At 44.7% G+C, this 25,693-nt stretch carries 23 protein-coding genes; 20 read left to right on the top strand and 3 right to left on the bottom strand.

The features are described 5' to 3' along the window. The first annotated feature begins 157 nt into the window (after window positions 1-157). The 3 genes from ACH59B_RS13300 to ACH59B_RS13290 all read left to right on the top strand — a co-directional run bounded on the left by ACH59B_RS13300 (window position 158) and on the right by ACH59B_RS13290 (window position 4,845). The gene (locus ACH59B_RS13300) at window positions 158-1,147 is read left to right on the top strand and encodes a helix-turn-helix transcriptional regulator (protein ID WP_404301784.1); all 990 of its coding nucleotides are present in this window, start codon (window positions 158-160) and stop codon (window positions 1,145-1,147) included. Between the two features lie 138 nt (window positions 1,148-1,285). Continuing rightward, complete coding sequence (locus tag ACH59B_RS13295) at window positions 1,286-3,124, top strand: ABC transporter ATP-binding protein (protein WP_404301782.1); 1,839 nt, start codon at window positions 1,286-1,288, stop codon at window positions 3,122-3,124. Further along, a complete protein-coding gene (locus tag ACH59B_RS13290; RefSeq protein ID WP_404303966.1) occupies window positions 3,124-4,845 on the top strand; it encodes an ABC transporter ATP-binding protein in 1,722 nt (573 codons plus the stop codon). Before ACH59B_RS13295 ends, ACH59B_RS13290 begins: the two co-directional genes overlap by 1 nt. Window positions 4,846-4,927: 82 nt before the next feature. Here the strand turns inward: ACH59B_RS13290 and ACH59B_RS13285 are convergent, their stop codons facing one another. Beyond that, window positions 4,928-6,142, bottom strand: a complete 1,215-nt coding sequence (locus ACH59B_RS13285; RefSeq protein ID WP_404301780.1) for an MFS transporter — start codon at window positions 6,140-6,142, stop codon at window positions 4,928-4,930. Window positions 6,143-6,524: 382 nt separating this feature from the next. Here ACH59B_RS13285 and ACH59B_RS13280 point away from each other — a divergent pair, with 382 nt between their 5' ends. Next, window positions 6,525-7,628 (top strand): DUF3900 domain-containing protein, encoded by a 1,104-nt coding sequence (locus ACH59B_RS13280; RefSeq protein ID WP_016820767.1) that lies wholly within the window; start codon window positions 6,525-6,527, stop codon window positions 7,626-7,628. Between the two features lie 119 nt (window positions 7,629-7,747). Here the strand turns inward: ACH59B_RS13280 and ACH59B_RS13275 are convergent, their stop codons facing one another. After that, window positions 7,748-8,677 (bottom strand): L-lactate dehydrogenase, encoded by a 930-nt coding sequence (locus tag ACH59B_RS13275; RefSeq protein ID WP_016820768.1) that lies wholly within the window; start codon window positions 8,675-8,677, stop codon window positions 7,748-7,750. Between the two features lie 232 nt (window positions 8,678-8,909). Here ACH59B_RS13275 and ACH59B_RS13270 point away from each other — a divergent pair, with 232 nt between their 5' ends. The 11 genes from ACH59B_RS13270 to ACH59B_RS13220 all read left to right on the top strand — a co-directional run bounded on the left by ACH59B_RS13270 (window position 8,910) and on the right by ACH59B_RS13220 (window position 19,251). Beyond that, a complete protein-coding gene (locus ACH59B_RS13270; protein ID WP_090890563.1) occupies window positions 8,910-10,301 on the top strand; it encodes an amino acid permease in 1,392 nt (463 codons plus the stop codon). Between the two features lie 163 nt (window positions 10,302-10,464). Next, a complete protein-coding gene (locus ACH59B_RS13265; RefSeq protein WP_031461541.1) occupies window positions 10,465-11,715 on the top strand; it encodes a YCF48-related protein in 1,251 nt (416 codons plus the stop codon). Between the two features lie 152 nt (window positions 11,716-11,867). Further along, window positions 11,868-12,050, top strand: a complete 183-nt coding sequence (locus ACH59B_RS13260) for a hypothetical protein (protein ID WP_013371387.1) — start codon at window positions 11,868-11,870, stop codon at window positions 12,048-12,050. A gap of 188 nt (window positions 12,051-12,238) precedes the next feature. After that, a complete protein-coding gene (locus ACH59B_RS13255; RefSeq protein WP_044786033.1) occupies window positions 12,239-12,634 on the top strand; it encodes a DUF2500 domain-containing protein in 396 nt (131 codons plus the stop codon). 134 nt (window positions 12,635-12,768) lie between these two features. Further along, on the top strand, window positions 12,769-13,518 hold the full coding sequence (locus tag ACH59B_RS13250) for an SDR family NAD(P)-dependent oxidoreductase (RefSeq protein ID WP_404301776.1): 750 nt from the start codon (window positions 12,769-12,771) through the stop codon (window positions 13,516-13,518). A gap of 119 nt (window positions 13,519-13,637) precedes the next feature. Beyond that, window positions 13,638-14,060, top strand: coding sequence for a cell wall hydrolase (locus tag ACH59B_RS13245; RefSeq protein ID WP_016820774.1), 423 nt, complete (start codon window positions 13,638-13,640; stop codon window positions 14,058-14,060). A gap of 58 nt (window positions 14,061-14,118) precedes the next feature. Then, on the top strand, window positions 14,119-14,574 hold the full coding sequence (gene gerQ / locus ACH59B_RS13240; RefSeq protein WP_017427029.1) for a spore coat protein GerQ: 456 nt from the start codon (window positions 14,119-14,121) through the stop codon (window positions 14,572-14,574). A gap of 389 nt (window positions 14,575-14,963) precedes the next feature. Next, complete coding sequence (locus ACH59B_RS13235; RefSeq protein WP_172494064.1) at window positions 14,964-16,265, top strand: hemolysin family protein; 1,302 nt, start codon at window positions 14,964-14,966, stop codon at window positions 16,263-16,265. Window positions 16,266-16,465: 200 nt separating this feature from the next. Next, entirely contained in the window at window positions 16,466-17,473 is a 1,008-nt protein-coding gene (bioB, locus tag ACH59B_RS13230) for a biotin synthase BioB (protein ID WP_404301773.1), read from the top strand. Window positions 17,474-17,509: 36 nt separating this feature from the next. Continuing rightward, window positions 17,510-18,628 (top strand): glycerol dehydrogenase, encoded by a 1,119-nt coding sequence (locus ACH59B_RS13225; protein WP_404303964.1) that lies wholly within the window; start codon window positions 17,510-17,512, stop codon window positions 18,626-18,628. Between the two features lie 131 nt (window positions 18,629-18,759). Beyond that, window positions 18,760-19,251, top strand: a complete 492-nt coding sequence (locus ACH59B_RS13220) for a hypothetical protein (protein ID WP_016820779.1) — start codon at window positions 18,760-18,762, stop codon at window positions 19,249-19,251. A gap of 74 nt (window positions 19,252-19,325) precedes the next feature. Here the strand turns inward: ACH59B_RS13220 and ACH59B_RS13215 are convergent, their stop codons facing one another. After that, complete coding sequence (locus ACH59B_RS13215) at window positions 19,326-20,558, bottom strand: aminopeptidase (RefSeq protein WP_016820780.1); 1,233 nt, start codon at window positions 20,556-20,558, stop codon at window positions 19,326-19,328. A gap of 163 nt (window positions 20,559-20,721) precedes the next feature. On the opposite strand from ACH59B_RS13215, the gene ACH59B_RS13210 reads away from it, so the two are divergent. From ACH59B_RS13210 to ACH59B_RS13190, 5 genes are all read left to right on the top strand, one after another. Further along, window positions 20,722-21,018, top strand: coding sequence for a hypothetical protein (locus tag ACH59B_RS13210; protein ID WP_013371376.1), 297 nt, complete (start codon window positions 20,722-20,724; stop codon window positions 21,016-21,018). Window positions 21,019-21,144: 126 nt separating this feature from the next. After that, window positions 21,145-21,948: an MBL fold metallo-hydrolase gene (locus ACH59B_RS13205; RefSeq protein WP_404301770.1), complete on the top strand. Its 804-nt coding sequence runs from the start codon at window positions 21,145-21,147 to the stop codon at window positions 21,946-21,948. A gap of 136 nt (window positions 21,949-22,084) precedes the next feature. Beyond that, window positions 22,085-23,104: an aldose 1-epimerase gene (locus tag ACH59B_RS13200; RefSeq protein WP_016820782.1), complete on the top strand. Its 1,020-nt coding sequence runs from the start codon at window positions 22,085-22,087 to the stop codon at window positions 23,102-23,104. A gap of 153 nt (window positions 23,105-23,257) precedes the next feature. After that, window positions 23,258-23,968 (top strand): FadR/GntR family transcriptional regulator, encoded by a 711-nt coding sequence (locus tag ACH59B_RS13195; RefSeq protein ID WP_017427023.1) that lies wholly within the window; start codon window positions 23,258-23,260, stop codon window positions 23,966-23,968. Between the two features lie 99 nt (window positions 23,969-24,067). Then, on the top strand, window positions 24,068-25,612 hold the full coding sequence (locus ACH59B_RS13190) for a 2-isopropylmalate synthase (RefSeq protein WP_017427022.1): 1,545 nt from the start codon (window positions 24,068-24,070) through the stop codon (window positions 25,610-25,612). The last annotated feature ends 81 nt before the right edge of the window (window positions 25,613-25,693 follow it).

Below are 25,693 nucleotides of genomic sequence, written 5' to 3'. Positions count from 1 at the left end.
ATGAGGATAAGGGGTTTATGTAATATATATTATGTAAACTAACTACTCGGTGAATGATTATCATCTTTTAATTGAGAATGATAATCATTATAATTGTAATGGTGAATGAAACTCGTATGTACTGCGAATCCAGCTATAAGAAGGAAGTGATGACAAGATGAAGACACAAACTTCACCGTCTACTTTTAATGAATATTTTAATCAGATAATCGATTCCAACTTAATGATTCATGAAAATAGCTCCACTCCAGCAGGAATACAGCACGAACATTTTTATCAGATACCCGAAAAGTGGGGAGACGGAATACATCGAACACATTTTTTGCGCAATGGCCTTGAGCTATCACAAAGCAAAATGTTATTTCATGAGCCAGTCCAGATATCAAGAAGAATTGATAAGCCTTATCTGGAGTTGGCACTAAACATCGATTATTCCGCCACTTGGTCTGTGGATGATTTTCGTTCAGATCGTGAGCACGGGGGACATGTACAGCTCGTCTACATGAATGATGTGAAGATTCACGCAGAGATAGCAGCTAGTAATGTGATGAATCATCTAGAGCTGCGTTTTAATCCATTGCTATGGCAAGAGTTACTACAGGAACTGGGTATTCGTTTGGAGCAGTCTTTTGCTTGCATAGAAGCGTTGATTACTCCTGATATGCGGGCTATTGCTCAGGAATTGTCGTCTCATTCTTATGAGGGCATAACCCGTCAGCTTTTCTTGGAGAGCAAGACGCTGGAATTGATGGCTCTGTTTTTGCAAGAAACACGCACTTCTCCACCTAAACTTACTATGACAATTAAACCCACTGATGTGCAATGTATTCACGAGGCGCGAGACATTTTACTCCGTACACTGGTGCAGCCACCCAGTCTGATTCGGTTGTCACAGATGGTACATATTAATGAGCAAAAACTGAAAAATGGCTTTAAAGAGCTATTCGGCACAACAGTATTTGGCTTTGTGCGCCAGCAGAGACTGGAAAAAGCCAAGCAACTGCTAGAACAGGAGCAGATTTCAGTCAGTGAAGCGTCAGCGATGGTCGGCTATAGTAACTTTAGTCATTTTGCCGCACTATTCCGTAAAACATATGGCTACAATCCAAGTGCCTACCGAAAAAATAAGAATTTATGCTCCTTATAAAACCTTCATCTTTATAAAACTCTCCTTCCAGTGGTGATGTTTCTCCCGGAATTGGCGGTAGGAAGCAGAATGTGAGCCTACAATAGACACAGGCTCAAGCATTCTGCAACTGCCGTATTTGGAAAGGAGAAATGATTCATGCAACCAAAAACGGGCATTGCCCGATTACTTCAAATCGCTGGGGAAAAACGCGGATTACTTGCTGTTTCCGCTTTATTTTCCGGTTTAAGTGCCATTTTCATGTTGGTGCCTTATGCTTCAGTTTATTTTGTACTCAAGGAGCTACTTGAGCACGCTGCACAACCTACAACAGCAGACGGGCCATTGATGATTCAATGGGGACTGATTGCTTTAGCAGGTTTATTAGCCAGCCTTATTACAATGTACATCGGCGGGCTTATCTCACATATTGCGGCTTTCCGTATTTTATACGGCTTACGCGTCAAGCTGTCTGCGCACATCGGTAAACTCCCCTTAGGATGGCTTAATGGCACTTCCACGGGGGCTGTCAAAAAGACTTTGGAGCAAAATGTGGAAAAAGTAGAGACGTTTGTCGCTCACCAATTACCGGATCTGGTGCAGGTTATCGTGACAGCAGTAGTGATGATTGTCACCATGTTTAGCTTGAATATATGGTTGGCGTTTGCTTGTATCGTGCCGATTCTGCTTGCTTTCACCGTTCAAATGACGCTGATCGGTGGCTCCAAAACACAGGATAACATCAAGGAATATTATAACTCACTGGAACGTCTAAACGGATCGGCTGTGCAGTATGTCCGTGGTATACCCGCAATCAAGGTGTTTGGACAGACGGTGCATTCGTTTCGTAAGTTTTATTCCGATATGGTGCATTATCGTGAATATTGCATGAGATTCACTGACCAATTTGAAACTGGTTTTCTCGTCTTTAAGGTAATCATTGGCTCATTCGCTGCTTTTGTACTTCCTGTCGGTGTATACCTGTTGAGTGGTAACCCGCAGAATGTTGCATTTGCCTCGGTGTTACTATTTTTTCTGGTAATGGCCCCCGGGGTGTCAGCACCCATGTTTAAAATTATGCATCTCATGTCTTCAATGCGTGATATTAATGAAGGCGTTGATCGGATTGATCGTATTTTTAAAGAACCTGCAATACAAGAGCCAGCACATCCGCAAAAGCCGACTACTTATGATGTGCAGTTCGAGCAAGTTTCCTTTTCCTATGGAAACACAGAAGAGGTTAACAAGCATGAGGACGGAGATGACAATCCATCGACCTATGTGCTGTCTAATATCACTTTTACGGCAAGACAAGGGAAAATGACCGCTTTAGTCGGCCCGTCTGGTTCCGGTAAATCGACGATCGCCAATTTGGTGCCGCGTTTTTGGGATGTACAGAAAGGTGCAATCCGCATTGGTGGGGCCGATATCCGCCAGATGAGCACATCTAACCTGATGGATACGGTTGCTTTTGTATTTCAGGAAACTTTTTTGTTTTATGACTCCGTATTTAACAATATTGCCGTAGGTGATGCGAAGGCTTCTATGGAGCAGGTTATAGCGGCTGCAAAGGCAGCACAGTGTCATGAGTTCATTTGTAAGCTGCCGAACGGCTATGATACGCTCATCGGAGCTGGAGGGGTATACCTATCGGGCGGAGAAGAGCAGCGACTTGCGGTAGCACGTGCCATTCTCAAAAATGCACCTATTCTCGTATTGGATGAAGCTACGGCATTTGCTGATCCTGAAAATGAATATGAAATGCAGCTGGCATTAAAAGAACTAATGAAAAACAAGACGGTTATTGTTATTGCACACCGTTTGTCTACTATTCAGCATGCGGATCAGATTCTGGTGCTTCAGGAAGGACGTATTGCTGAACGGGGTCAGCACAGTGAGTTGCTGGAAGTAAACGGCCTGTATGCCCACTTATGGCAGGCCTATACGGATGTCGGACAATGGCAGATTGGGGCACGGGAAGAGGAGGCGGCTCAATGATGAGAATGTTGCAAAGTATCACGGCTGGAAATCCAAGGGTACTGTTAAAACCGGTATTATACACAACCTTAGCCAATATCGCAGGGTTGGTTCCTTTTGCCTTGCTGGTAGGGGCGGCCCGTCTGATTTTCGAGCCTTTCATCCATCCGGGAGCTTCGCTCCAATCTGCTGGCTTATGGTGGATTAGTGGAGGTCTGCTCCTGTCGCTACTTCTGCTGTTTCTGTGTGAGATTCCGGCCTATCGTTCCCAATACCGTGGAGCCTATGATGCCTCGGTAACCGGGAGGTCGCGTCTAGCTGAGCATTTGCGAAGACTATCTCTGGGATTTCTGAACAAACGCGATCCCGGTGACCTAGCCAATATGATGATGGGTGATTTTACAATGGTGGAACATGGAATTTCCCATTTGGTGCCGCAGATGATCGGGGCGGTGACGATGCCATTTCTGGCATTAATTGGATTATCCTTTTTAGATTGGCGGATGGCGCTGGCATTGTTTGCTGCTTTTCCGGTGGCCATTTGCTTGGTATTGCTTACTTCCCGTATCCAGCGGCGGCTGGGGGCCAATCATATGCGTGCCAAAATCAATGCTGCGAATCGTCTACAGGAGTATTTAAATGGTATTCGGGTGATTAAAGCCTACCAGCTAACTGGTGAGCGTTTTGTCCGGCTGGAGCTTGCGTTTAGAGAACTGATGCGGCACAGCATCCGTATTGAAGGGTTGTTAGGACCGATTGTATTGGCTGCTATTGCTTTCATGCGGTCTGGCTTGACGTGGATGGTTATGATCGGTGTATATCTACTGCTGGCGGGTCAGATGGATGTTATTGTGTTTGTTTCTTTTCTGATTGTAGGAACACGTATTTATGATCCCCTAACCACTGCACTTGTAAACTTCGCTGAATTTAGATACCACGAGCAGGCAGGTGAACGTATCGTCCAATTGCTGAACGAGCCAGTGATGCCGGGTGACCAATTGCCTTCGGAGAGACACGATATTGAACTAAGAAACGTAAGTTTTGGATATGGTGATCAGCCAGTATTGCGGAATGTGAGTATGTCTATGCCGTTTCGTTCTTTCACAGCATTAGTAGGACCCTCCGGCAGCGGAAAAAGTACGGTATTGCGGATGATTGCCCGCTTTTACGACCCGGATCAGGGCAGCGTGCTATTAGGTGGAAACAACATACAACAGATGAATACGGAAGCGCTATTGCGCAAGATATCTATGGTGTTCCAGGATGTATATCTGTTTCAAGATACCATTGCGAACAATATTCGATTTGGCAAAAGCGATGCTACACAGGAAGAAATCGAAGCTGCTGCTCGCCAAGCTTGTTGCCATGATTTTATATCCAGGCTACCCAAGGGATATGATACCCGGGTAGGTGAGGGAGGCAGTACGTTATCGGGCGGCGAGAAACAGAGGATATCCATTGCCCGCGCTATACTTAAAAATTCGCCGATTGTTTTGCTAGATGAAGCTACGTCTTCGCTGGACCCTGAGAATGAAAGGGATATTCAGCAGGCTATTAATCGTCTTGTACAAGGTCGAACAGTTATTGCGATTGCTCATCGGCTCAAAACGATTCGAAACGCAGACCGTATTGTAGTGTTGGACAAAGGAAGGGTCGTGGAGCAGGGAAGACATGATGAACTGTTGGGTAACAACGGCCTATATGCACGATTGTGGAACAGACAGCATGAGGTAAGAGAGTAATAGTCTGTATGAACTCAGGATATAAACATTAAGAAACCGCCCCGGGAGATGTCATATCTACCAAGGGCGGTTTCTTGTGGTGTTATTCAGAATCATCGGCTATGACAGCTTGTACAGGCTGCCTGTCACGTAGCAATGGTAACAACAGCATCGCTCCCAGTAAAAATAAACCGGCACTCACGGAATATACGGTGTTCAGGGAGGATTCGCGTTTGAGTGTACCGCCGATGCTCATACCCACGACCATCATCCCCGAGAACAGGGGAGAGAGGGCACCACCGACGCGGCCGATAAAAGCAGCTTCGGCATTTTTCATCATCATCGTGTTGATACCAATATGAATGCAAGGATAAAATAGACCGCTGAGTACTTGCAATGCCATTGTCAGCACAATATTGTGCGACCATCCGACTCCAAAGGTTGTCAGTGTGCTGACCAGAAGTCCAGTCGCCAGCAGCAATTGCGGCTGGACTTTTTTGGCAACCCCCATAATCAGACCGCCGCCCAACAGCATAGCCGCCCCGTTCGCCATTAACGGCCATTGTAAAAATTCCTTATCTTGTCCAAGGTTCTCGATAGCTACAAAAACCATTAATGGTTGAATAAGTCCGACCGCCAGCCCAATTATGGTAAATGTTCCTCCAAGCGTGCGAAGTGTACGGTTATTCCATACATAACGTATTCCTGCTTTAAGCTCTTCAATGAAATGAGTTGGTCGATCTATCTCAATTACTTGCTCATCTTGTGGGATACGAGTTAGAACAAGCGCAGAGATAAGAAACAACATTCCTGTTATAGACAATGAAGAGAAAATTCCAAAGTGTTGATAAATAAATGCACCGACGACAGGACCGATAACCATAAATAATGCCATGAGAGACTGAAAAAGAGCCATCACTCCCTGAAGCTGTTCTGGTGCTACATGCTGCTTTAATATTTTCATCGCAGATGGCTGAGAAAATTGAGATAGAATGGCCGAAAAGAAAGTGGATAGCAAGAGCACCTGCCATGACCCGTACCACAATGCGAGCAACACGATAAAAATAGACGCGGCCGACAGCAGATCGCAACTAACCATTGTCCGTTTAGGCCGCCAACGATCTGCAAATGTACCTCCAATGATGGCAAACAGAAAGATAGGCGCAAATTCAGCGACCGAAATGAGCGATACGTATACAGGATCATTATGGGTCAGATCTGTTACATACAACAGTATGGCAAAGTTCCGCACCCAGATGCCCAAATTTAGCAACGCATTGGAGGCGATAATGGTCCTTATATATGGATTTTTAAACAACAACAAACTCTCCTTTCTTATTTTCAGAGTATTTCCTTGAATATTTTTATAAACAAAATTAAAATTTGTCTATATAACAATAGATAATATAATAAATATACTGTTATTTAGTCAAATGTTTTTTGTAATCCCTGAATAAAATAGAGAATAGAAAAGGAAATAGTCAATCATGCAAAAAGCGGATTAGAATAGAAGAGGGGTGGATCACTACATATTTACAAATTGGATGGGATATCCAAATAAAAAAAACAAAATTACATAATAAACATTATGTTAACTATTACGTGTCTATTATCTATCAGAATCTGAATCCGATGTACCTTTTAAAATCATAGTGATATAATTACGCGTACATGCCTGAAAAGGAGCGTATAGAACGTAAATGAACTTTCAAGTGGACTTTTTATCTTTTTTTGTGATTCAGGTAGACGGGAAAGAAGGACAAGGCGGTAAGTCCTACAAGCATTATGCTACAATGGATGACTATGATTACGACGAGAGTGATGTCAAAAAATTTTTGGACGGGGAATTTGCTCGCATTAGCAAGCGAAAGGTTGAAAAAAATCCCAGCACAGAGCAGGCACCGACTAAAATCGGCCGCTTTATCGTCGAACCGGAACATGAGCTGAGCAGTAATCCGAATTTCAATATGTTCGCTCGACTACGAGCAGCAGAGGATAAGGAAGATTTTAAAAATGCATGTGATGACCTGGTGCGGATGTATCTGGATACAAGCGCGGTACGAGGTGGAGCACTGATCATTGTACAGGCTACATTAAATACCCACTCTGACGACCCGTTTATTTTTGTACTCAAATGTGATTTTGAACCTAAAATTGCACGAATTACTGAAAGCAGCCTGGTCAGTGAGGTCGAAATGGCCATTTCAGCCCGTAATATGAAATCCATCATGTATCCATACATGCTGGAGGAGGGTATGAACGATGAGTGGGAGCTTAAAATACATCAGTCTTCGCATGCGCGGTATTTTGAAGACTTTTTGAAATTCGTCACTTATGAGCAATCCATGCCGGAAATTGTTAATGAACATGTCATGGGCTTTGTTCAGAACTATGTAGAAACCAAATGGCCGGATGCATCTAATGAGGAAAGACAGCAGGAAGAGCGCGATCTGGAACTGTGGGCGGCCAGCGAAAAACGGGATCTACAAGGAAAATGGGAGCCTCTTCAGGTCGTAGAAGCTGCGCAGCATATTGTCGAGCTAAAACCGGAAATTGAAGTTCGTTTCAAACTGGATGATACGGCTGTGCGTGGGTTACTATCCGACTTTGGTGCCAAGCTGCATATCACGAAACTTCATGATAGATATGCACTTATTATTGAAGGTGATGCATTTACGTTTGAAAAGGGATTTTCTCCGATTGAGCTGCTACAACCTGAATCCTTTGAAACGGTGGCTGAGCGACTCAAAGAGAAACGGCAACATGAAAATGAGGGTATGGATGGCGATACACCACCTTGGTAATTTGGAACGTATAGCAGGGCGACAAACTGAATTTTATTATCAAAAAACGGACCTCACAACGGATGTATCCGCTGTGGAGGCCCGTTTTTGTTTAGCTTTTATGTTCCTAACTTACTGAATTACATATGCACTTTACTAATTTGATCTCTTAGCTTGTCCGCAGATTGAATCAACCTTGCACGTTCCTCGTCATTGAGCGGAAGATCCAAAATTTCACGTACTCCATTGTGATCGACGATACTTGGTACACCTAAATAAACATCAGATACACCGTTATAATCTTCCAGCAGGGTGGACACATTAAGTACCGACCCCTCATCTCCAAGAATAGCGGCTACGATACGGTCGAGAGCCAGTCCGATGGCATATGATGTTGCGCCTTTGGCATCTATAATTTCATAGGCAGCATTTTTGGTATTTTCAAAAATTTCATTTTTCGTTTCTTCGCCCAGTTCCAGAGGTGTTCCAGCAACGTTAGCTGTGCTCCATACAGGTAATTCGGAGTCACCATGTTCACCAATAATATGTGCGTGGATGCTTCGTGGGTCGATACCCTTTTGCTTCCCGATCAGATAGCGGAAGCGTGCGCTGTCTAGTAATGTACCCGATCCAATAACTCTGCTTGAAGGCCAACCACTGCGTTTCCAAGAGATGTAGGAGAGAATGTCCACCGGGTTGGTTGCGATCAGCAAAATGCCATGGGTATTGACCTTGACTATATTATCAATAATACTTTCAAAAATTTCGGCATTACGTTTAAGCAGATCAATGCGCGTTTCTCCAGGTTTTTGTGAAGCGCCTGCTGTAACAATGATGATATCTGCATCACGACAGTCTTCATAATCACCCGCCCACACTTTTACACCGCCGAGAAAGGGAAGCCCATGATTCATATCGAGCATTTCCCCTTTCGCCTTCTTGACGTTAACATCAATAAAGACAAGTTCTGACATGCGTTGGCGCAGCAGTAGGGTATAGCCAGTTGTTGTACCGACCGCTCCCATGCCGACAATAGCCACTCTACTTCGTTTGTAAGGTTTTAAGCTCATTAAATCCTCATCTCCTTCTCGGGTTGTATACCTTTTCATTTTGGGGTATTTCTTTAAAATTTATGTTTCTAACTCAGTGTACCGTATATATTTACCCACCGCAAAGAAATATGACATTTTTCCTTGACTTCAAAGGCGAGCTCGCTAATAATTAATCGAATGATAAGAACATGCACTAAAGCGTTGCAGCACCGATATTGACGCATGAAATTATGGAAAGAGGATTAGGAATATGGACTTATTTCGAAAAAAAACAGGACTGCTCTCGCACGAGGAAAGCGGATCTACAGGTCACTTAAAGAGAACAATGGGGCCTTTTGATCTCACCATGCTAGGAGTAGGATGCATCATCGGGACAGGGATTTTTGTTATTACTGGCAAGGCAGCAGCAGAAAATGCAGGTCCCGGCTTGATGCTTTCTTTTGTTATTGCAGGGATTGCCTGCGTATTGGCAGCCTTGTGCTATGCAGAGCTTTCATCTACAGTTCCCGCGGCTGGGAGCGCTTATGCATATAGTTATATTGTTTTTGGAGAAGTTCTGGCCTGGGTACTAGGTTGGGACTTGATTCTGGAATATGGAGTGGCGGCCGCCTCTGTGAGTAGTGGCTGGTCTGCTTACTTTCAAGGCTTGCTGGCCGGATTTGATATACATCTACCGTTAGCTTTAACCGCAGCCTTCGATTCGACCAAGGGGACCATTATTGATCTGCCAGCGGTGTGCATCATCATGCTCATCACACTGTTGCTTAGTCTCGGAGCCAAGGAAACGGTCCGATTCAATTTCATTATGGTTTGTGTCAAAGTCGGGGTCGTACTGCTATTTATTGGAATTGGAATCTTTTATGTTAAGCCTGCCAACTGGACACCGTTCTTGCCTTATGGATTTTCTGGTGTATTGAGTGCTGCGGCAATCGTATTTTTTGCTTATCTAGGCTTTGATGCTATCTCAACTGCTGCTGAAGAGGTACGCAATCCGCAACGGAACATGCCCATCGGCATTATTTCCTCTTTAGCGATCTGCACGATATTGTATATTGCCGTTTCAGTTGTGTTAACGGGAATGGTACCTTATACGCAGTTGGGCGTTAGTGATCCGGTTGCGTTTGCTCTCCGCTTTATTCATCAGGATTTTGTAGCTGGATTAATTTCAGTTGGTGCGATTGCTGGGATGACGACCGTTTTGCTGGTGCTGTTGTACGGCCAGACACGATTAATTTTTTCTATGTCACGAGATGGTCTTTTACCCGTTTTTCTTTCTAAGATAAATGCCAAAACTCAAACACCGATTCGAAGCACATGGCTGGTGGGTAGCATTATCGCATTGGCAAGTGGTTTGTTCCCGTTACATGCACTGACCAACTTGACGAGTATTGGAACCCTGTTCGCTTTTGCTGTAGTTTCGGTTGGGGTCATCGTTTTGCGGAAGACACGACCAGATTTAAAAAGAGGGTTTACCGTACCATGGGTTCCGTTACTTCCGCTACTGAGTGCTTTGGTTTGCATCGGTCTGATGCTTCAGCTTCATATCAGCACCTGGATCGGATTTATCGTGTGGCTACTGCTTGGATTACTGATTTATTTCTTCTATGGATATCACAAAAGTTTGTTGAATCATAAATCCTAACAATATTAGTATGAAAAAAGCCGGCATTCTTCACTTTTGTGAAGGAGCCGGTTTTTTTTGTCATTACGCGAAAAGTGTCACATAGGGGTGTTTATGGTATAATTCTGTTTCAGATAAGCTTTTGGCACGTGATTACCGCATGCCATCGAGGGAGGATTTTGATATGAAACTGCGCTGGCGTGCGCTATTGGGAGGAGTAATGCTATTGACGGGCATCCTGCTAACTGCCTGTTCTGCTGAACCCCCAAAAACTGTAACTAAACCTCCGATTGAGGAACCAGATGACCAGGGACAAACGATAACTATTAATCCGCCGGTAACCCCAAAGGCTGGCGATCCAAACGCCAAATATGTAGTACAGACACGAATCGCGGATTTTCATTTAATCGATAACAATAAAGGGTTGGTTTGGGGAGTTACCCATAATGAGCTTCGACTTTATGATACCCATGATGGTGGGAAAACATGGAATAATATTTCTCCTTCTGAAAACGTCCAATTTCAAGACAAGCTTGAATATGGCAAGGATATCAGTTTCACAGATTCACGTCACGGTTGGGTCGTCCGCCAAAATCTGGACCAAACAGCAACAGTCATTCTAAGAACGGCAGATGGAGGGCAGAGCTGGGATGTTTCAGCGCTACCTAGCGGAGACCATGTAAGCTCGATTCAATATGTAAATCCAACCACAGGCTGGATCATGGCTTATACAAAACTGAATGAGCAGGATCAACAAAAAATGTTGTATCACACCACGGACGGAGGAGCCACGTGGAATAAAGTTGCGCAAAGTTCTGGTATGACTTCCAACAAATCAGGCTCAGGTTTACCCGATCAAGGCAGTATGGCGGGAATGAGCTTTTCTTCCAACAATCAGGGTTTTGTGGCGATTAACGTGGACAATAGCGTGAAATTGTATAAAACTTCGAATCAAGGGAAAACGTGGACTTCAGTCGCTAACAGCATGCAAGGGTGCCCTCAGGCTAAGGCAGAAGCTCAGCAGTCTCTTAAAGGTAACAGTTCCTCATACTGGATTCCGGTTTTCTGCTATGGGGATAACGGTACCAAATATAACGGGCTGTTTACGAATAATACAGGAACACAATGGAATGATGTGCCATTGGGTCTGAGTAGCAATAATAATTCTATAACTCCTGGGCGTACCTTTCTAAACGATAAAGAAGGATGGGTTATAACCGTAAACGGAATGAGCCGTACAATAGATGGAGGCAAGACGTGGACAAGTCTCAAAGGCAACAAGGTGCTGCCTTCGAAGCTAAAAGACTACCCACGATCAGTCAAGCTGCGTTTTGCTTCTTCATCGGTAGGTTGGCTGCTTTTGGAACGACTCGACGACAAGAAATCACTGCTGTTAAAAACAACAGATGGTGGTGCAAACTGGAGAATTTTATAATCACGATAAAGGTGATTGCCCTGGGATGTCTTCCCAGGGCGTTTTATTTTTAAAAAATTTAAATTTTATACGACAACATGTGAAAAAAATCACAAACTAACAAATGAGCCACTGTTATACTAAACCTGTAAACAACGATAGGAGTGATAATCATGAGAGCGAATCAGGATCATATGTTAACCCAATACTACCTTCAATTTTGCTACACTTGTCAGGATGCCTACGGTTGCACGACGGAAGAGGACTGCAAGCAATGCGCAGAGCGTTACGCCGAAGAAGAAGATCATGAAGTTCTGGATGAAACACAACGTTATCTCCAACTTGTACATGTGTAAATCGATGAGCCATTCTGATATCGCCATATCTTGAGCCTCCCGGATTAATCCGTGGAGGCTCTTGGCGTTCTTGAGGGTTGCTATCAAATTTGGGCAGCAACATACATATACTGTTATAGAAGGCTTGAGGCAGGTCAGGATGCCCAGTGGTTTCCCTGTGGAATGCCTGGCGGAGAGGAGTGCGGTGCATGGGATTTGAGTCATTATGGATGTTCGATTGGCTGGGTACGGTATTGCCCGTATTTTTCGTAGTTGTGTTGGGTATTGTCGTGTTGTCTGCGGGCAGGGAAGTCATGGAATGGAGCCGGAACAAGCGGCAGCCTGTGTTGACGGTGGGTTCCCGCATTACGGCCAGAAGGACACATCTCCAACAGAGGCGCCAAGAGGAACAAGGGAGTCATACCTATACTTTCTATTATGTAACCTTTGAAGTGGAGAGTGGCGACCGGATGGAGTTCAAGGTATCAGGGGAAGAATATGGTCAATGTGCTGAAGGGGATGAGGGACGGCTTACTTTTCAAGGTACAAGGTATATCGGGTTTCAGCGTCTTAATCGTTATAGCTTGGAGCAGGTTAAAATGTAGGATTCAGTCAAAAACATTCATGCTCATTTACAGCCTTCTGCGAGGAGCCAGGGTAGGGGGCTGTGAATGTTTCTTGTACGGCACATTTTGGTACATATATACTAAAACAGAGTAGTTCAGAGGAGGAATAAGTCGTGTCATTTGAAGGACAAGTTGTTATTGTAACAGGAGCGGCGCATGGCATCGGGAAAGAGGTCGCTTTTGCCTATGCTGCTCAGGGTGCCAAAGTTGTATTTGCTGACTACAATGAGGAAGAGGGCGCCGCAGCCGCTGCAGCAGCCCGGAACGAGGGTCATCAGGCTATTTTTATTCCTTGTGATGTGCGTAAGGAAGCAGATATTGTAGCGCTGATCCGTGCCACGGAAGAAGAATACGGTACAATTCATACGTTGATTAACAATGCAGGCGTATCCAGGTGGAAATCTCCATATGAGTTAACCGTAGCAGAATGGGATGACATTCTGAATACAAACGTACGCAGTTGTTTTATTGCAACCAGAGAAGCGGCTAAGGTAATGAAGCGAAACGCAGAAGGGGGCTCAGTGGTTAATATGACCTCTACACGAGCTTTCATGTCAGAGCCGGATACAGAAGCCTACGCAGCATCCAAAGGAGCCATAGCAGCCCTTACACACGCGATGGCCATATCGCTAGGAAAGGATAGGATTCAGGTCAATTGTATTAGTCCAGGATGGATTGAAACCGGGGATTACGAGCAATTGCGTGCGGAAGACCATCAACGGCATCCGGCTGGGCGAGTAGGGACCCCTAAAGACATCGCACGAGCCTGTCTGTATTTAACACAACCCGGCAATGATTTTGTAACAGGCACGAATCTAGTGGTCGATGGTGGCATGACGCGTAAGATGATCTACGAGCCATGATAAAAGCCTAAATGAGTAGTCCCATTCATGGGGCTATTTTTTTATTTTCTGGACTGTCACCTATTGGGCATTTGTACCATAGGATAGGGTATGTGAAGGAGAAGCAAGGAGGGGACGCGGTGGCTGTAATCAAGACCAACTCAGAGGATGTGAGGACCCTCGCCCGGCTGATGCGGGCTGAGGCTGAAGGTGAAGGCGAGTCTGGAATGCTCATGGTTGGCAATGTCGGTGTGAACCGAATTTTAGCCAATTGCCTAGATTTCCAAGGGATACGCCTCATGAATGACATGGTGTTTCAAAGCCCCGGAGGTTTTGAAGCTACTCAGAAGGGGTATTTTTATCAGAGGGCCCGTGATCGGGACATTCGACTTGCCCAGCGTGTAATCAATGGTGAAAAAATACGTCCAGCATCCAATGCATTATGGTTTTTCAGACCGGCTGGAGACTGCCCGGGTACCTGGTATAACCAGACCAATACCGGACGCTTTAAAGCCCATTGCTTTTTTAGCCCGACTGCACAGGACTGTCCTAATGTATATTAGACACCTTTCAGGATGGCTTGAAGAATTAAAAATTAAAACCATTTTAGGAGGAATTTAAATGATTTCACAGCAAGCTTACCGTCCCGTATCTTATGCTTCCGGCAATGGATATCCCGAATGGCCAAGAGGAATGGCTCCAGCCGGAACCATGCAACCTATGACTGGCTTTCCACCTCAAGTAAGTAGTGGCAGCCCTATGACACCAACGGGTACGGTAGTGCAGGTTCAGACTCCTCAATACGAGCAATCATACATCGAGAATATTTTACGCTTGAACTTGGGCAAAACGGGAACTTTTTATATGACCTATGAAAATAACCGAGAATGGAATGCTAAAATATTCAAAGGCATTCTGGAAGCAGCAGGTCGGGACCACATTATTATTAGTGATCCGGCGACAGGCAAACGGACCATTCTGCTGATGTTAAATCTGGATTATGCAACTTTTGATGAGCCATTGTTGTACCAATATCCCGGCGTCATCGGGAACCCGGGCGGATCTCCGGTTCGCTGATGCCTTCATATATATGAGTTTACATCCTCTGCCAGACGGCAGGGGATGTATTTTGTTTATATTCTTTCTCAAATATAGTTGCTTTCTTGGTGGTAAGAGGCGAAAATGAGAGCTTTTCGACCTAAATGATAGAGGGATTGATTTTTCTGACATTGCTTGTAGTTTGACTGTATAGAGTATAGTTATATAATTAAATATAAGCTGATGAATGATTTAAACATTTATGCGGAATATGGCTTATGGAAGCCGGAAGGGGTGAATGTGTTGGGAAGTTGACGCTGCTTATGATGTGTTATCGTTCTGTCTATGATGAAAATATCCGAAGGAGGTGCGCCTGTCTGCCGTAATGACGGCTGATGGGGAGCATATTGAGTGACCCTTTACCGAGTATGTTTAACTTAATTATTGTTTTTGCATTAGTATTATTGAATGGATTTTTTGTATCTGCGGAATTTGCCATGGTGAAGGTCAGGGGCAGCCGTATCGAAACCTTGGTGGAGGCGGGCAATAAAAAGGCCGTATACGCCGCCAATATGATACACAATTTGGACGCTTATTTGTCTGCCTGCCAATTGGGTATTACCTTAGCATCGTTGGGACTGGGATGGATCGGAGAGCCGGCCATCGCACATTTGATTGAGCCTATATTTACTGCCGTTGGCTTGGGAGCGGTATACGTACACGGTACTGCCGTGGTGATTGCATTTATTGTCATTACGATTCTGCATATTGTGTTGGGTGAATTGGCACCCAAAACGATAGCTATTCGTAAATCTGAGACTATTACACTGTATTCGGCCATGCTGATGACTTGGTTTTACAAGTTGATGTATCCATTCATATGGGCGTTGAATGGAATGGCGAACAGCCTGTTGCGTTTATTCCGTCTGGAGCCGGTATCCGAATATGATGATTCCGCGCATACGGGGGATGAAATACGCATTCTGATGAAAGAAAGCAATAAGAGCGGACTAATTGATAATACGGAATTGGCGCTTGTTGATAATATATTTGATTTTGCCGACACGACCGCCAGGGAAATCATGATTCCGCGCACGGAGATGATCTGTTTATACAGTAATGAGTCCACAGAAGAAAATCTCGCGATTGCAACGGAAAGCATGAGAACCCGTTATCCAATCTGCGCCGAAGATAAGGACCATATTATCGGCTTTATCCATATTAAAGATCTTCTACGTGCGAACACGCTGGATACCCGTACGATGATTCGCCCGATTCTTGCTGTTCCTGAATCAACGCAAATTAGTGATCTGCTCAAACGCATGCAGCGTAGCAAGACGCAAATTGCAATTTTGATTGATGAATACGGTGGCACATCGGGTATGGTAACATTGGAAGATATTATGGAAGAAATCGTCGGTGAAATTCAGGATGAGTTCGACCAAGAACGTCCGAGTTGTGAGCAGATTAATGACGAGGAATTTTCCATTGACGGTATGTTATTAATTGATGAAGTGAACGATCGTTTCGGGCTGGATCTTGATCATGAGGATTATGATACAGTAGGGGGCTGGCTCTACTCACATGTAGAGGTTATCCCTCCACAGCCAGGTCAGTCTGTAGTGTTTGAAGGATGTATGTTCATTGTAGAAGAAGTTGAAAACAAGCGGATTTCACGTATTCGGCTAATCAAACAGCCTATCATCGTGGAGGAAGCAGGAGTTTCATAATGGAATAAATATGGAAAGCGACCTTTAATGATGTGGGGTCGCTTTTTAATTTGTCTTCTTTACATAAAGGATGTGAATTGATATGATATCTGTGTTATTGTCAACCTATTATATAATTATTAAGTTGACAATAAAGTGGATTTCCTTACGGTAAAAATCTCATCTGCTTACATAACCATCTAAATGAGGGAGGATGAAGTATGAATTTATTCAATAAGGCTGTAAATTGGGACTCATTAGCTGAAAAAGCGATACATTTCAGCAATCTGACGCTGGAAGAAGGCACGGCGGTACTGGAAGCGGACGATGTGGAAATATTACCGATTATGCAAGCTGCATTTCAGGTAAGGCATCATTTTTACGGAAAAAAAGTAAAGCTCAATATGATCATGAACGCCAAAAGTGGTCTGTGCCCGGAGGATTGTGGTTATTGCTCACAATCCATCGTTTCTACGGCACCTGTCAGCAAGTATAGTATGCTGGATAAGGAATCATTGTTGGCTGGGGCAAGGGAAGCCCTAGCACGAAAAGCGGGGACATATTGCATTGTAGCTTCCGGCAAAGGTCCGACAGATCGGGAACTGGATCAGGTGATTGATGCTGTACAAGAAATTAGTCGTACCATGCCGCTCAAAATTTGCGCTTGCTTGGGGATTCTCAAGGGAGATCAAGCACAGCGATTGGCAGATGCTGGGGTACACCGTTACAATCATAATTTAAATACAAGCAAAGCCAACTATCCCTCGATTACGACCACACATACATATGACCAACGCATCGAAACTGTGAAAATGGCTCAATCACACGGAATGTCTCCATGCTCTGGCGTTATTATCGGTATGAGCGAGACGAATGAGGAAATCGTTCACATGGCTTATGCCTTACGAGAGTTGGATGCCGACTCTATTCCGATTAATTTCCTGAATCCAATCCCCGGAACCCCTTTGGGAGAAGCACAGCGGATCTCGCCGATCCAAGCTTTAAAGGTGTTGGCACTGTTTCGGTTCATCTGTCCATCCAAAGAAATACGCGTCGCAGGCGGAAGGGAATTGAATTTACGCTCATTACAACCGCTAGCCCTTTATGCAGCAAATTCGATTTTTGTAGGAGATTATTTAACGACAGCAGGCCAAGAAGTTACCGCTGATCATCAAATGATAGAAGATTTTGGCTTTGAAATTGAGATGTGTGCCCTTTCAGCCGTATAATAGAGATTGTACAAACATGGAAGGGAGAGTTGAATGATGAGCGAAAAAGTATTTATTAGTCCAGGTAAATATGTGCAAGGGAAAAATGTGATTGATAAAACAGGTGAATATGTTAAGCCTTTAGGCCATACGGCTTTGGTTATTGCGGACAAGCTGGTTTGGGAGATTGCAGCCGATCGAGTGGTCAAAAGTCTGGAGCAGGCTGATATCACTGCTATAAAGGTTGACTTTCAAGGAGAAGCATCCAAAAATGAAGTAAACCGTATTGCTGATGAGGGACGAAGCGGCCAGGTCGATATTGTCATTGGTGTAGGTGGCGGTAAAACACTGGATACCGCCAAAGCCGTTAATGAGCTACTCGGTTCCTCGGTGGTGATTGTTCCAACAACCGCCTCTACAGATGCCCCTACCAGTGCTCTATCTGTTTTGTACACGGATGAGGGTGCATTTGATACCTATACCTTTTTCAGTAAAAATCCGAGCTTAATCCTGGTTGACACGAAGGTCATATCCCAGGCACCGCCTTTGTTCCTCTCCTCAGGTATTGCGGATGCCATGGCAACGTGGATTGAAGCCCGTGCAGTCATTGAAGCTCGTGCTACAACTATGGCTGGCGGCTTGCCAACCTTGGCGGCAGAAGCCATTGCGTCCAAGTGCGAGGAGGTTCTTTTCGATTACGGACTGCAAGCTTATGAATCTGTGAAGCGCAAAGTCGTTACACCAGCGCTTGAAGCGGTGGTAGAAGCCAATACATTGCTAAGCGGTTTGGGCTTTGAAAGTGGCGGCTTGGCAGGTGCACATGCCATTCACAATGGTTTTACCGTACTCGAAGGAGACATTCATCACCTGACGCATGGCCAAAAAGTAGCTTTTGGCACCTTAGTACAGCTTGCCTTGGAAAAAAGACCTTTAACTGAGGTGGAGCGGTATATTGATTTTTACCTAAAACTGGATCTGCCGGTTACGCTGGAAGACATTAAGCTGCAGGAAGCTTCCCGAGAGGATTTATACCGGGTAGCTCAGGCTGCTACCAAAGAAGGCGAAACCGCTCACAATTTACCATTTGCTGTTACAGCGGATGATGTGCTTGACGCGATTTTAGCGGCTGATCAGTATTCAGTTGCCTACAAGACTAAAATTGGACATAGAAACTAATCGCATACGAAATAAGTAGATTCAAAGGTCGCTGATAAGCGGCCTTTTTCCATTATTTAACTTGCGGCTTATGGTATGATTTTCATGGTACATAATTAGAAAATTACCTAAAATTTGAGAGGGGTTTAGCGATGGCCAAATGGAATGTAGAAGACCAAGGTATTCAATATAGTATTGAGTACAAGCGTGGCTTTACCGGAGGAAAAATTATTGTGAATGGTAGCGAGCAGAAGGTGAAAAGCCAGAACGCATTTTTGAACTTGATTGATTTTCCAATTCGATTGAAGGAGAAAGCTGTGAATGTTGTGGTCATTGGCAACAAAGCAGATTTAGCTGTGGACGGTATTTATCTTGGGTCCAATCAACCTTATGTTCCAGTAAGTAAGGCTCCGGGCTGGAGCTGGGCTTTTGTCGTGGTCAGCTTGGTTATAGGGTGGCTATTTGCAGGTATCTTTGGTCTGTGTTTGGGGATATTAGGCAGCATGTTTTATGTGAAATCATCTTTATCCTTACATCAAACCATTAATCGAAGAGTTGTAAGCTGCTTTATTGTCTTTTTCATCATCAGCATAGTACAAATCGTATTTGGACTTGCAGCGAATTATTGGATTAATACACTGTAAATGTATGTAACATAACTTAAAGATGAAGCAAGAAGGCTCTCTCGCATGAAGCGGTGAGAGCCTTTTTTACCGTGTTAAATCGCCCAATTTCCTTTACGGAAGATCGGTTCCTCAGTACCGTCTTCGGTAACGCCGTTGATGTCCATTTCACCTGAACCAATCATAAAATCGACGTGAGTCAGACTGGAGTTCAGACCGTTGGCAGCCAACTCCTCTTGAGTCATATCCTTACCGCCTTTAAGATTGAATGCATAAGCATTACCGATAGCCAGATGGTTAGAGGCATTTTCATCAAACAATGTATTGTAGAATAAAATATTTTTATCAGAGATCGGTGACTTATGAGGCACGAGCGCAACCTCGCCCAGGTAGTGTGAACCTTCGTCCATTTCTACGAGATGCTGGAGAGTCTCCAAACCGGTTTCGGCCTGTACATCGACAATACGACCATTTTCAAAGGTCAGTGAGAAGTTGTCGATGATATTGCCACTGTAGCTGAGTGGCTTGGTGCTGCTGACTTTACCGTTTACTCCCGTTTTAAGTGGAGCAGTAAATACTTCCTCAGTAGGCATGTTGGCTACAAAAGTATGTCCCTGTTGGTTGACGCTTTCGGCTGCTACCCATAGATGGTCTTTTGCCAGTTCGATAGTGAGGTCTGTACCTGGCGCCAGATAATGCAGCTTTTTATAGCGTTTGGAGTTTAAAATATCAGCTTTGCTGGAGAGGGTTTTCAAATGCTCATTCCACGCCTCCACAGGGTTGTCCAGATCCACACGTACAGTGCTGAAAATGGCTTCCCACAGTTTATCCATTTGCTCGGAAGCTGGCAGATCAGGGAATACTTTGGCTGCCCATTCTGCTGAAGGATAAGCAATCAGAGACCAGCTGAACTTGTCAGCCATTTGGTATTCACGGTATTGACGTAACTCATGTGATCGCACACGCTGGGCAGCGGTAATTCTGCTGGACGGAATCCCTTGAAGCAAATCAGGATTCTCGGCAATGACATGGAGCACTGCAGCGCCATTTTCGACTTCTTCTGTCATTTCGGCTGCGTACCATTTGGGGGCAATATTAAAAGTTTCATCAGGAGCTAGTTCATACTGTAATCGGGTAACCGTCTCATCACTCCATTTTACTTTTACCAGCTTAGCTCCGACAGTATACGCTGATTTAACGATAAGTCGTACGAGTTCGGCGGACAAGATTGGCGCATGAACGATAAGTGTCTGCCCAGGTTGGACATTGGCGCCCACTCGAACGGCTAATTCCGCATATTTCTGCAATTTTTGTTGAAAATCTGACATGTAACTTTCCTCCATTTCACGAAAAAGCCTCAAATAAGAATAGGGTAATTCGCACAGTTTTTTTGCAAATTCCACACATAGCTTATATATTGTACAATGTAACGAAAAGGTTCACAAATCAGTTTTGGTACTTTTTAGTGAAAATGAAAGGGCGGATAAATAAATGACGGAGCAAAATTCTTCTCAGGAATTGAAAGAAGTACATATTCAGCAGGCGCAAATGACTAGAGATGAGAACGGTGCATATTTAGGCCAAGTGGTATTTGGAGTAGACGGACAGAGTTCTATATATGAAATCACCTTCCACAGTAAAAAGGGAAAGGAGTGGGATTATAGTCTCCATTTTGCAGGAGAGCCACGCTTGGAGGAAGAGATGCTACAGATGGATAGCTGGATTGAAGAGAACGATGATCTTTTCGACTATTTGCTGGATGCGGCATGGAGTAAATTACCCGAGTAATGTAAACATGGTCTATTTTCGTGACAAGCGGATTATATTTAGCAGTGTCCGCATAATCTGCTGACATGGGGGAAGCCTAAAGGTCGAGTATAACAGGAAATTCCATGTGAATAGGAGGGTGAAGCTTTGGCAAATCATCTGTTCACCGAAGGAATGACGGCAAATGAAGAGGCTGCTCCCGATCTCCTGAGCTTACGGACGCTGTTTGTAAATGTGTGTTTTATCGGAGAGCCGGGAAGCCGATCCTGGGTGCTGGTGGATACGGGGATGGCAGGATTCACAGACTCGATTATACGCCTAGCTGAGGAACGGTTTACGGGTCCTCCGGTTGCTATTGTGCTTACTCACGGTCATTTTGACCATGTAGGTTCGGTTATTGAGTTGGTTCAGCATTGGGGTACACCTGTTTATGCACACCCTTTGGAATTACCTTATTTAACGGGAATGAAAGATTATCAAAAACCTGACCCTAGTGTTGGGGGAGGCTTGATGTCGGGAATTTCCTTCTTGTATCCCAATGATGCTATAGATCTCGATGATCGCATCACCTCCTTGCCCCAAGATGGCAGTGTCCCCGGCGCCCCTGGTTGGAAGTGGCTGCATACACCAGGACATACGCCTGGTCATGTATCGTTTTTTCATGAGCGGAGACGCTTAATGGTAGCTGGTGACGCTTTTATCACGGTAAAGCAGGAATCGGCCTTGGCTGTGCTTTTACAGGAAAAAGAAATCCACGGACCGCCTGCGTATTTTACAACAGATTGGCAAGCTGCACAGCGGTCAGTGAAGATGTTAGCCGGCTTAAAGCCTGCAATTGCAGTTACAGGGCATGGACATTTCATGCAAGGTGCCGAGCTGACTGATCAGTTGGAACAGCTGGCTGGAAATTTTGAACACATGGCAGTACCCAAACAAGGACGTTATGTGTAATATGTGTGAAGGACGATGCCTTGCGGGGCATCGTTTTTTTGCGTGGACGTGGAATTTTTTTGCTGGACATGGTATAGTCAAGCCAAAAGCTAAACGCTTTCATTAAACATCGTCATTTCATCAAGGAGGATTTTTGATGACACAACAGCATACTGCAATTGGTGATCTTTATTATGGAATACCGGCGATTCGTCTTAAATTTGGACGATATGAAGCGGTTGCCCTGCCAGGAAACGGCGCAAATCTGATTTCTTTTCGTGACAATGAGACGGGATATTCTTTTTTACGTGAGCCAGATGCTGAGAGCATAGAGGCTTTTAAGCAAAGCCCATCCGTTTACGGAATTCCTTTCTTATTCCCTCCGAATCGATATGAGGATGGAAAATTCCTGTGGAATGGTGTTACATATGAGCTGCCAATTAATGAAGAGGCTACCCATAACCATTTGCACGGCTTTTTACACACCGTTCGGTGGGAGGTTGAGGATTACGGTTCCGGGGAGCAAGGTAGTTATGTGGTAATGAATCAGCATGTAAGGGAAGGGCATCCTATGTTCCGTTATCTACCCTTCACCTTTACGATGAAGCTGACGTACAGCCTTGACGAATTTGGCCTGCATCAGCGTTATGTGATCCATAACGAGGGGGATCAGCCGATTCCCAACTTGTTTGCCTTTCACACAGCCATTCGGGTACCGTTTGTACCTGATAGCTCGCCTGAGGATTACAAGATTAAGGTTACGATCGGTGAGCGGCGTGAGCTGACAGATCGGTTGTTGGCCACTGGACAGTTCCAACCTTTATCCCCGGAAGAGGAACTGATGAAGACAACAGGAGTTAGCCCTTATTTTGCCTCTATGGATAATCATTATACGGCGGCTCCGCAAAATGGACGTAACTATATGGAACTCACACACAGTAAGACAGGTGCTACCCTTGTATACGATGTAGGCACTGCTTATAAGCACTGGATGATCTGGAACAACAAAGCGAACCAGGAATTCATCTGTCCTGAACCGCAAATGAACATGATCAATGCACCGAATCGACCAGACTTGCCTGCGGAAGACATCGGGTTAATTGCACTGGCTCCGGGACATATTTTTGAAACAACCAGCCGTCTGTATTGTGTTACTCCGAATAAAACGAAATCTTAATATGTTTTTTATCCAAATAAGCTTGCATCGTGGTGAACGGTGCAGGCTTTTTCGATTGCTAAGGCTCCAGTTACAAGACCACTAAGAAAGATTATGAAAAAGGTTGCAGAAAAGCAATGTGTCATAGTATGATACGAAACAGGAGATGATCAGATGAATCATGGAATGATGCCTTTTCAAGCTGTTAAACGCAAGCAAATTGCAGATGAAGTGGCTGAGCAGTTGCAACGAAAAATTGCTGCTGGTGAATGGAATGTAGGCACTAAGATTCCAACTGAGCCCGAGCTTATGAAGCTATTTGGAGTCGGGCGATCTACAGTTCGGGAGGCGGTTAGCGTACTGGTGCATGCCGGTCTATTAGAGAAAAAGCAAGGACACGGGACCTTTGTCTGCCAACCGACGACTTCTCAAGAACCATTGGATTACCGACTAAGCCGTGCTGAAATTATTGAAGTTTATGAAGTGCGGAGCGTGCTGGAACTGGAGATTGCCAGATTAGCTGCATTACGTCGTAATGACGAAGATTTACGCTTGATGCGAGAGGCACTGGACCGTCGAGCTGCGACATTGGCCGCTGGAGATATGAATGGGTACTTGGATGCGGATATCACTTTTCACTTGGCTGTTGCAGCAGCTACAGGCAATAAGGTGCTTACGGACGTATACCGCAGCTTTGTAGAGGCTATTCGCAAGGCGCTGAGCAATCTGATTACCAATCCAGTGATGCCAAATCATTTTACACTTCAGCATGAAAAAATTTATGAAGCGATCTTGGATCAGGATGGTAAGGCTGCAGAGTTATATAGTATTCAGCATTTGGACGGCACCAAGCTGGAGCTGCAAAAGCATATGGGAAGTTCCTAATTTTTTTAATCCTAAACATCAGATGATCGGATGAATAAAATGATGTATAAACCTTCTACTTTGAGCATCTCCTAAAATTAAACCAAAGGTGGTATCTGTATGCGCAAAATATGGGTGTTGGACACAACGTTAAGAGATGGAGAACAATCACCAGGAGTTAGCTTAACCAGCACAGAAAAGGTGGAAATCGCTCTTCAGCTTCAAAAATTAGGCGTAGATCGGATTGAGACCGGCTTTCCGGCAACCTCACCTGGTGAGATCATCAGCATGCAGGAGATTGCCAAACAGGTCACCCAAGCAACACTGGTTGGTTTTGCACGCTCGAAAGAGCAGGATATAGATGCGGTCAGAGAAGCTCTACGGGGAGCGGAGGACGCTTGTCTTCACTTGTTCCTGGCTACCTCACCTATTCATCGCCAGCATAAGCTACGAATGGATAAAGCGAAGGTATTAGAGACCGCTGCTGCTGCCATTCGTTATGGACGTAAGTATTTCAGCAAGGTAGAATTTTCGGCAGAGGATGCCAGTCGTACCGAGTTGGACTTTATTTGTGAAGTTGTAGATATGGCAATTCGCGCTGGAGCGACCGTCGTCAATTTACCGGATACCGTAGGTTATGCCTCGCCAGATCAGTTTGGAGAAATGTTTAGAATCGTAAAACAACAAGTACCAGGTATTGAAAAAATACAGCTTAGCACACACTGTCATGATGATCTTGGGATGGCAACAGCTAATACGCTGGCAGCTATCCGTAACGGTGTAGATCAATTTGAAGGTACCATTAATGGTATTGGCGAGCGAGCCGGAAATACACCTATCGAGGAGGTCGCACTGGCCCTTGACACGAGAACCGATCTCTATGGTGCACAAACGAGTCTGGTTTTGGAGGAGCTGTATGCTACCAGTCGATTGGTAAGCAAGCGTACTGGAATGTCGGTACCGGGGAACAAGGCCATTGTTGGGGCCAACGCATTTGCACATGAGTCCGGTATACACCAGGACGGGATGCTGAAGGAGCGTACAACATATGAGATCGTGTCCCCTGAGCGCATTGGTTTGAAGACCAGTAAACTTGTATTAGGCAAGCATTCGGGAAGTCTTGCGTTTAAGGAAAAACTGGCGGACATGGGGTTTGATGTTTTGACAGAGGAACAACTTCAGGCTGCATTTCGCAAATTCAAAGCCTTGGCAGATAAGAAAAAACAGGTGTTGGATGAGGATTTACTTGTCCTGATGGATGAAAGCCGCAATGCCTCACCTCAAATTTACACACTAAATTCTATTCAGGTGTCCTATGGTAATCAGTCGGTTCCAGTCGCCTCTATACGGTTGAATAAACAAGATGGCACATCAATTGATGAAGTTGCGATGGGTAATGGTTCTGTAGATGCGATTTTTCATGCGATTGACAAGGCTAGTGGTGAAGTGGTGGAGTTGGAGGATTACTCCATCCAGTCTGTAACGTATGGCAAAGATGCGTTGGGGGAAGTTCACGCTATTTTGAGGCAAGGTGAGTACACAGCACTGGGAAGAGGTACTAGTACAGATATTTTGGAAGCTAGCGCTAAAGCTTATATCGACGCACTAAATAAGCTACTGGGCAGAAAAGAAGTGCATGCCAAAAGCAACATCACGATTAGCTGAGGCTGGTAATCAAGCTCATAGCTGAATTTTTTCTTCTATCTCCTCTAACCTTATCGTAAAAAAGCGCTTGCAAAATATATG

The organism is Paenibacillus sp. DP01, from assembly GCF_044784315.1.
Lineage (GTDB): Bacteria > Bacillota > Bacilli > Paenibacillales > Paenibacillaceae > Paenibacillus > Paenibacillus polymyxa.
This window is presented reverse-complemented; position numbering and strand designations above follow the sequence as displayed.

Excerpts from the sequence above, each read along its gene's own strand:
- ACH59B_RS13210 (WP_013371376.1), top strand. The coding sequence starts at position 20,722 with ATGACGGAGCAAAATTCTTCTCAGGAATTGAAAGAAGTACATATTCAG.
- ACH59B_RS13290 (WP_404303966.1), top strand. The coding sequence starts at position 3,124 with ATGAGAATGTTGCAAAGTATCACGGCTGGAAATCCAAGGGTACTGTTA.
- ACH59B_RS13235 (WP_172494064.1), top strand. The coding sequence starts at position 14,964 with ATGTTTAACTTAATTATTGTTTTTGCATTAGTATTATTGAATGGATTT.
- bioB (WP_404301773.1), top strand. The coding sequence starts at position 16,466 with ATGAATTTATTCAATAAGGCTGTAAATTGGGACTCATTAGCTGAAAAA.
- ACH59B_RS13195 (WP_017427023.1), top strand. The coding sequence starts at position 23,258 with ATGAATCATGGAATGATGCCTTTTCAAGCTGTTAAACGCAAGCAAATT.
- ACH59B_RS13300 (WP_404301784.1), top strand. The coding sequence starts at position 158 with ATGAAGACACAAACTTCACCGTCTACTTTTAATGAATATTTTAATCAG.
- ACH59B_RS13275 (WP_016820768.1), bottom strand. The coding sequence starts at position 8,677 with ATGAGCTTAAAACCTTACAAACGAAGTAGAGTGGCTATTGTCGGCATG.
- ACH59B_RS13190 (WP_017427022.1), top strand. The coding sequence starts at position 24,068 with ATGCGCAAAATATGGGTGTTGGACACAACGTTAAGAGATGGAGAACAA.
- ACH59B_RS13225 (WP_404303964.1), top strand. The coding sequence starts at position 17,510 with ATGAGCGAAAAAGTATTTATTAGTCCAGGTAAATATGTGCAAGGGAAA.
- ACH59B_RS13215 (WP_016820780.1), bottom strand. The coding sequence starts at position 20,558 with ATGTCAGATTTTCAACAAAAATTGCAGAAATATGCGGAATTAGCCGTT.
- ACH59B_RS13200 (WP_016820782.1), top strand. The coding sequence starts at position 22,085 with ATGACACAACAGCATACTGCAATTGGTGATCTTTATTATGGAATACCG.
- gerQ (WP_017427029.1), top strand. The coding sequence starts at position 14,119 with ATGATTTCACAGCAAGCTTACCGTCCCGTATCTTATGCTTCCGGCAAT.
- ACH59B_RS13255 (WP_044786033.1), top strand. The coding sequence starts at position 12,239 with ATGGGATTTGAGTCATTATGGATGTTCGATTGGCTGGGTACGGTATTG.
- ACH59B_RS13265 (WP_031461541.1), top strand. The coding sequence starts at position 10,465 with ATGAAACTGCGCTGGCGTGCGCTATTGGGAGGAGTAATGCTATTGACG.
- ACH59B_RS13220 (WP_016820779.1), top strand. The coding sequence starts at position 18,760 with ATGGCCAAATGGAATGTAGAAGACCAAGGTATTCAATATAGTATTGAG.
- ACH59B_RS13260 (WP_013371387.1), top strand. The coding sequence starts at position 11,868 with ATGAGAGCGAATCAGGATCATATGTTAACCCAATACTACCTTCAATTT.
- ACH59B_RS13280 (WP_016820767.1), top strand. The coding sequence starts at position 6,525 with ATGAACTTTCAAGTGGACTTTTTATCTTTTTTTGTGATTCAGGTAGAC.
- ACH59B_RS13270 (WP_090890563.1), top strand. The coding sequence starts at position 8,910 with ATGGACTTATTTCGAAAAAAAACAGGACTGCTCTCGCACGAGGAAAGC.
- ACH59B_RS13295 (WP_404301782.1), top strand. The coding sequence starts at position 1,286 with ATGCAACCAAAAACGGGCATTGCCCGATTACTTCAAATCGCTGGGGAA.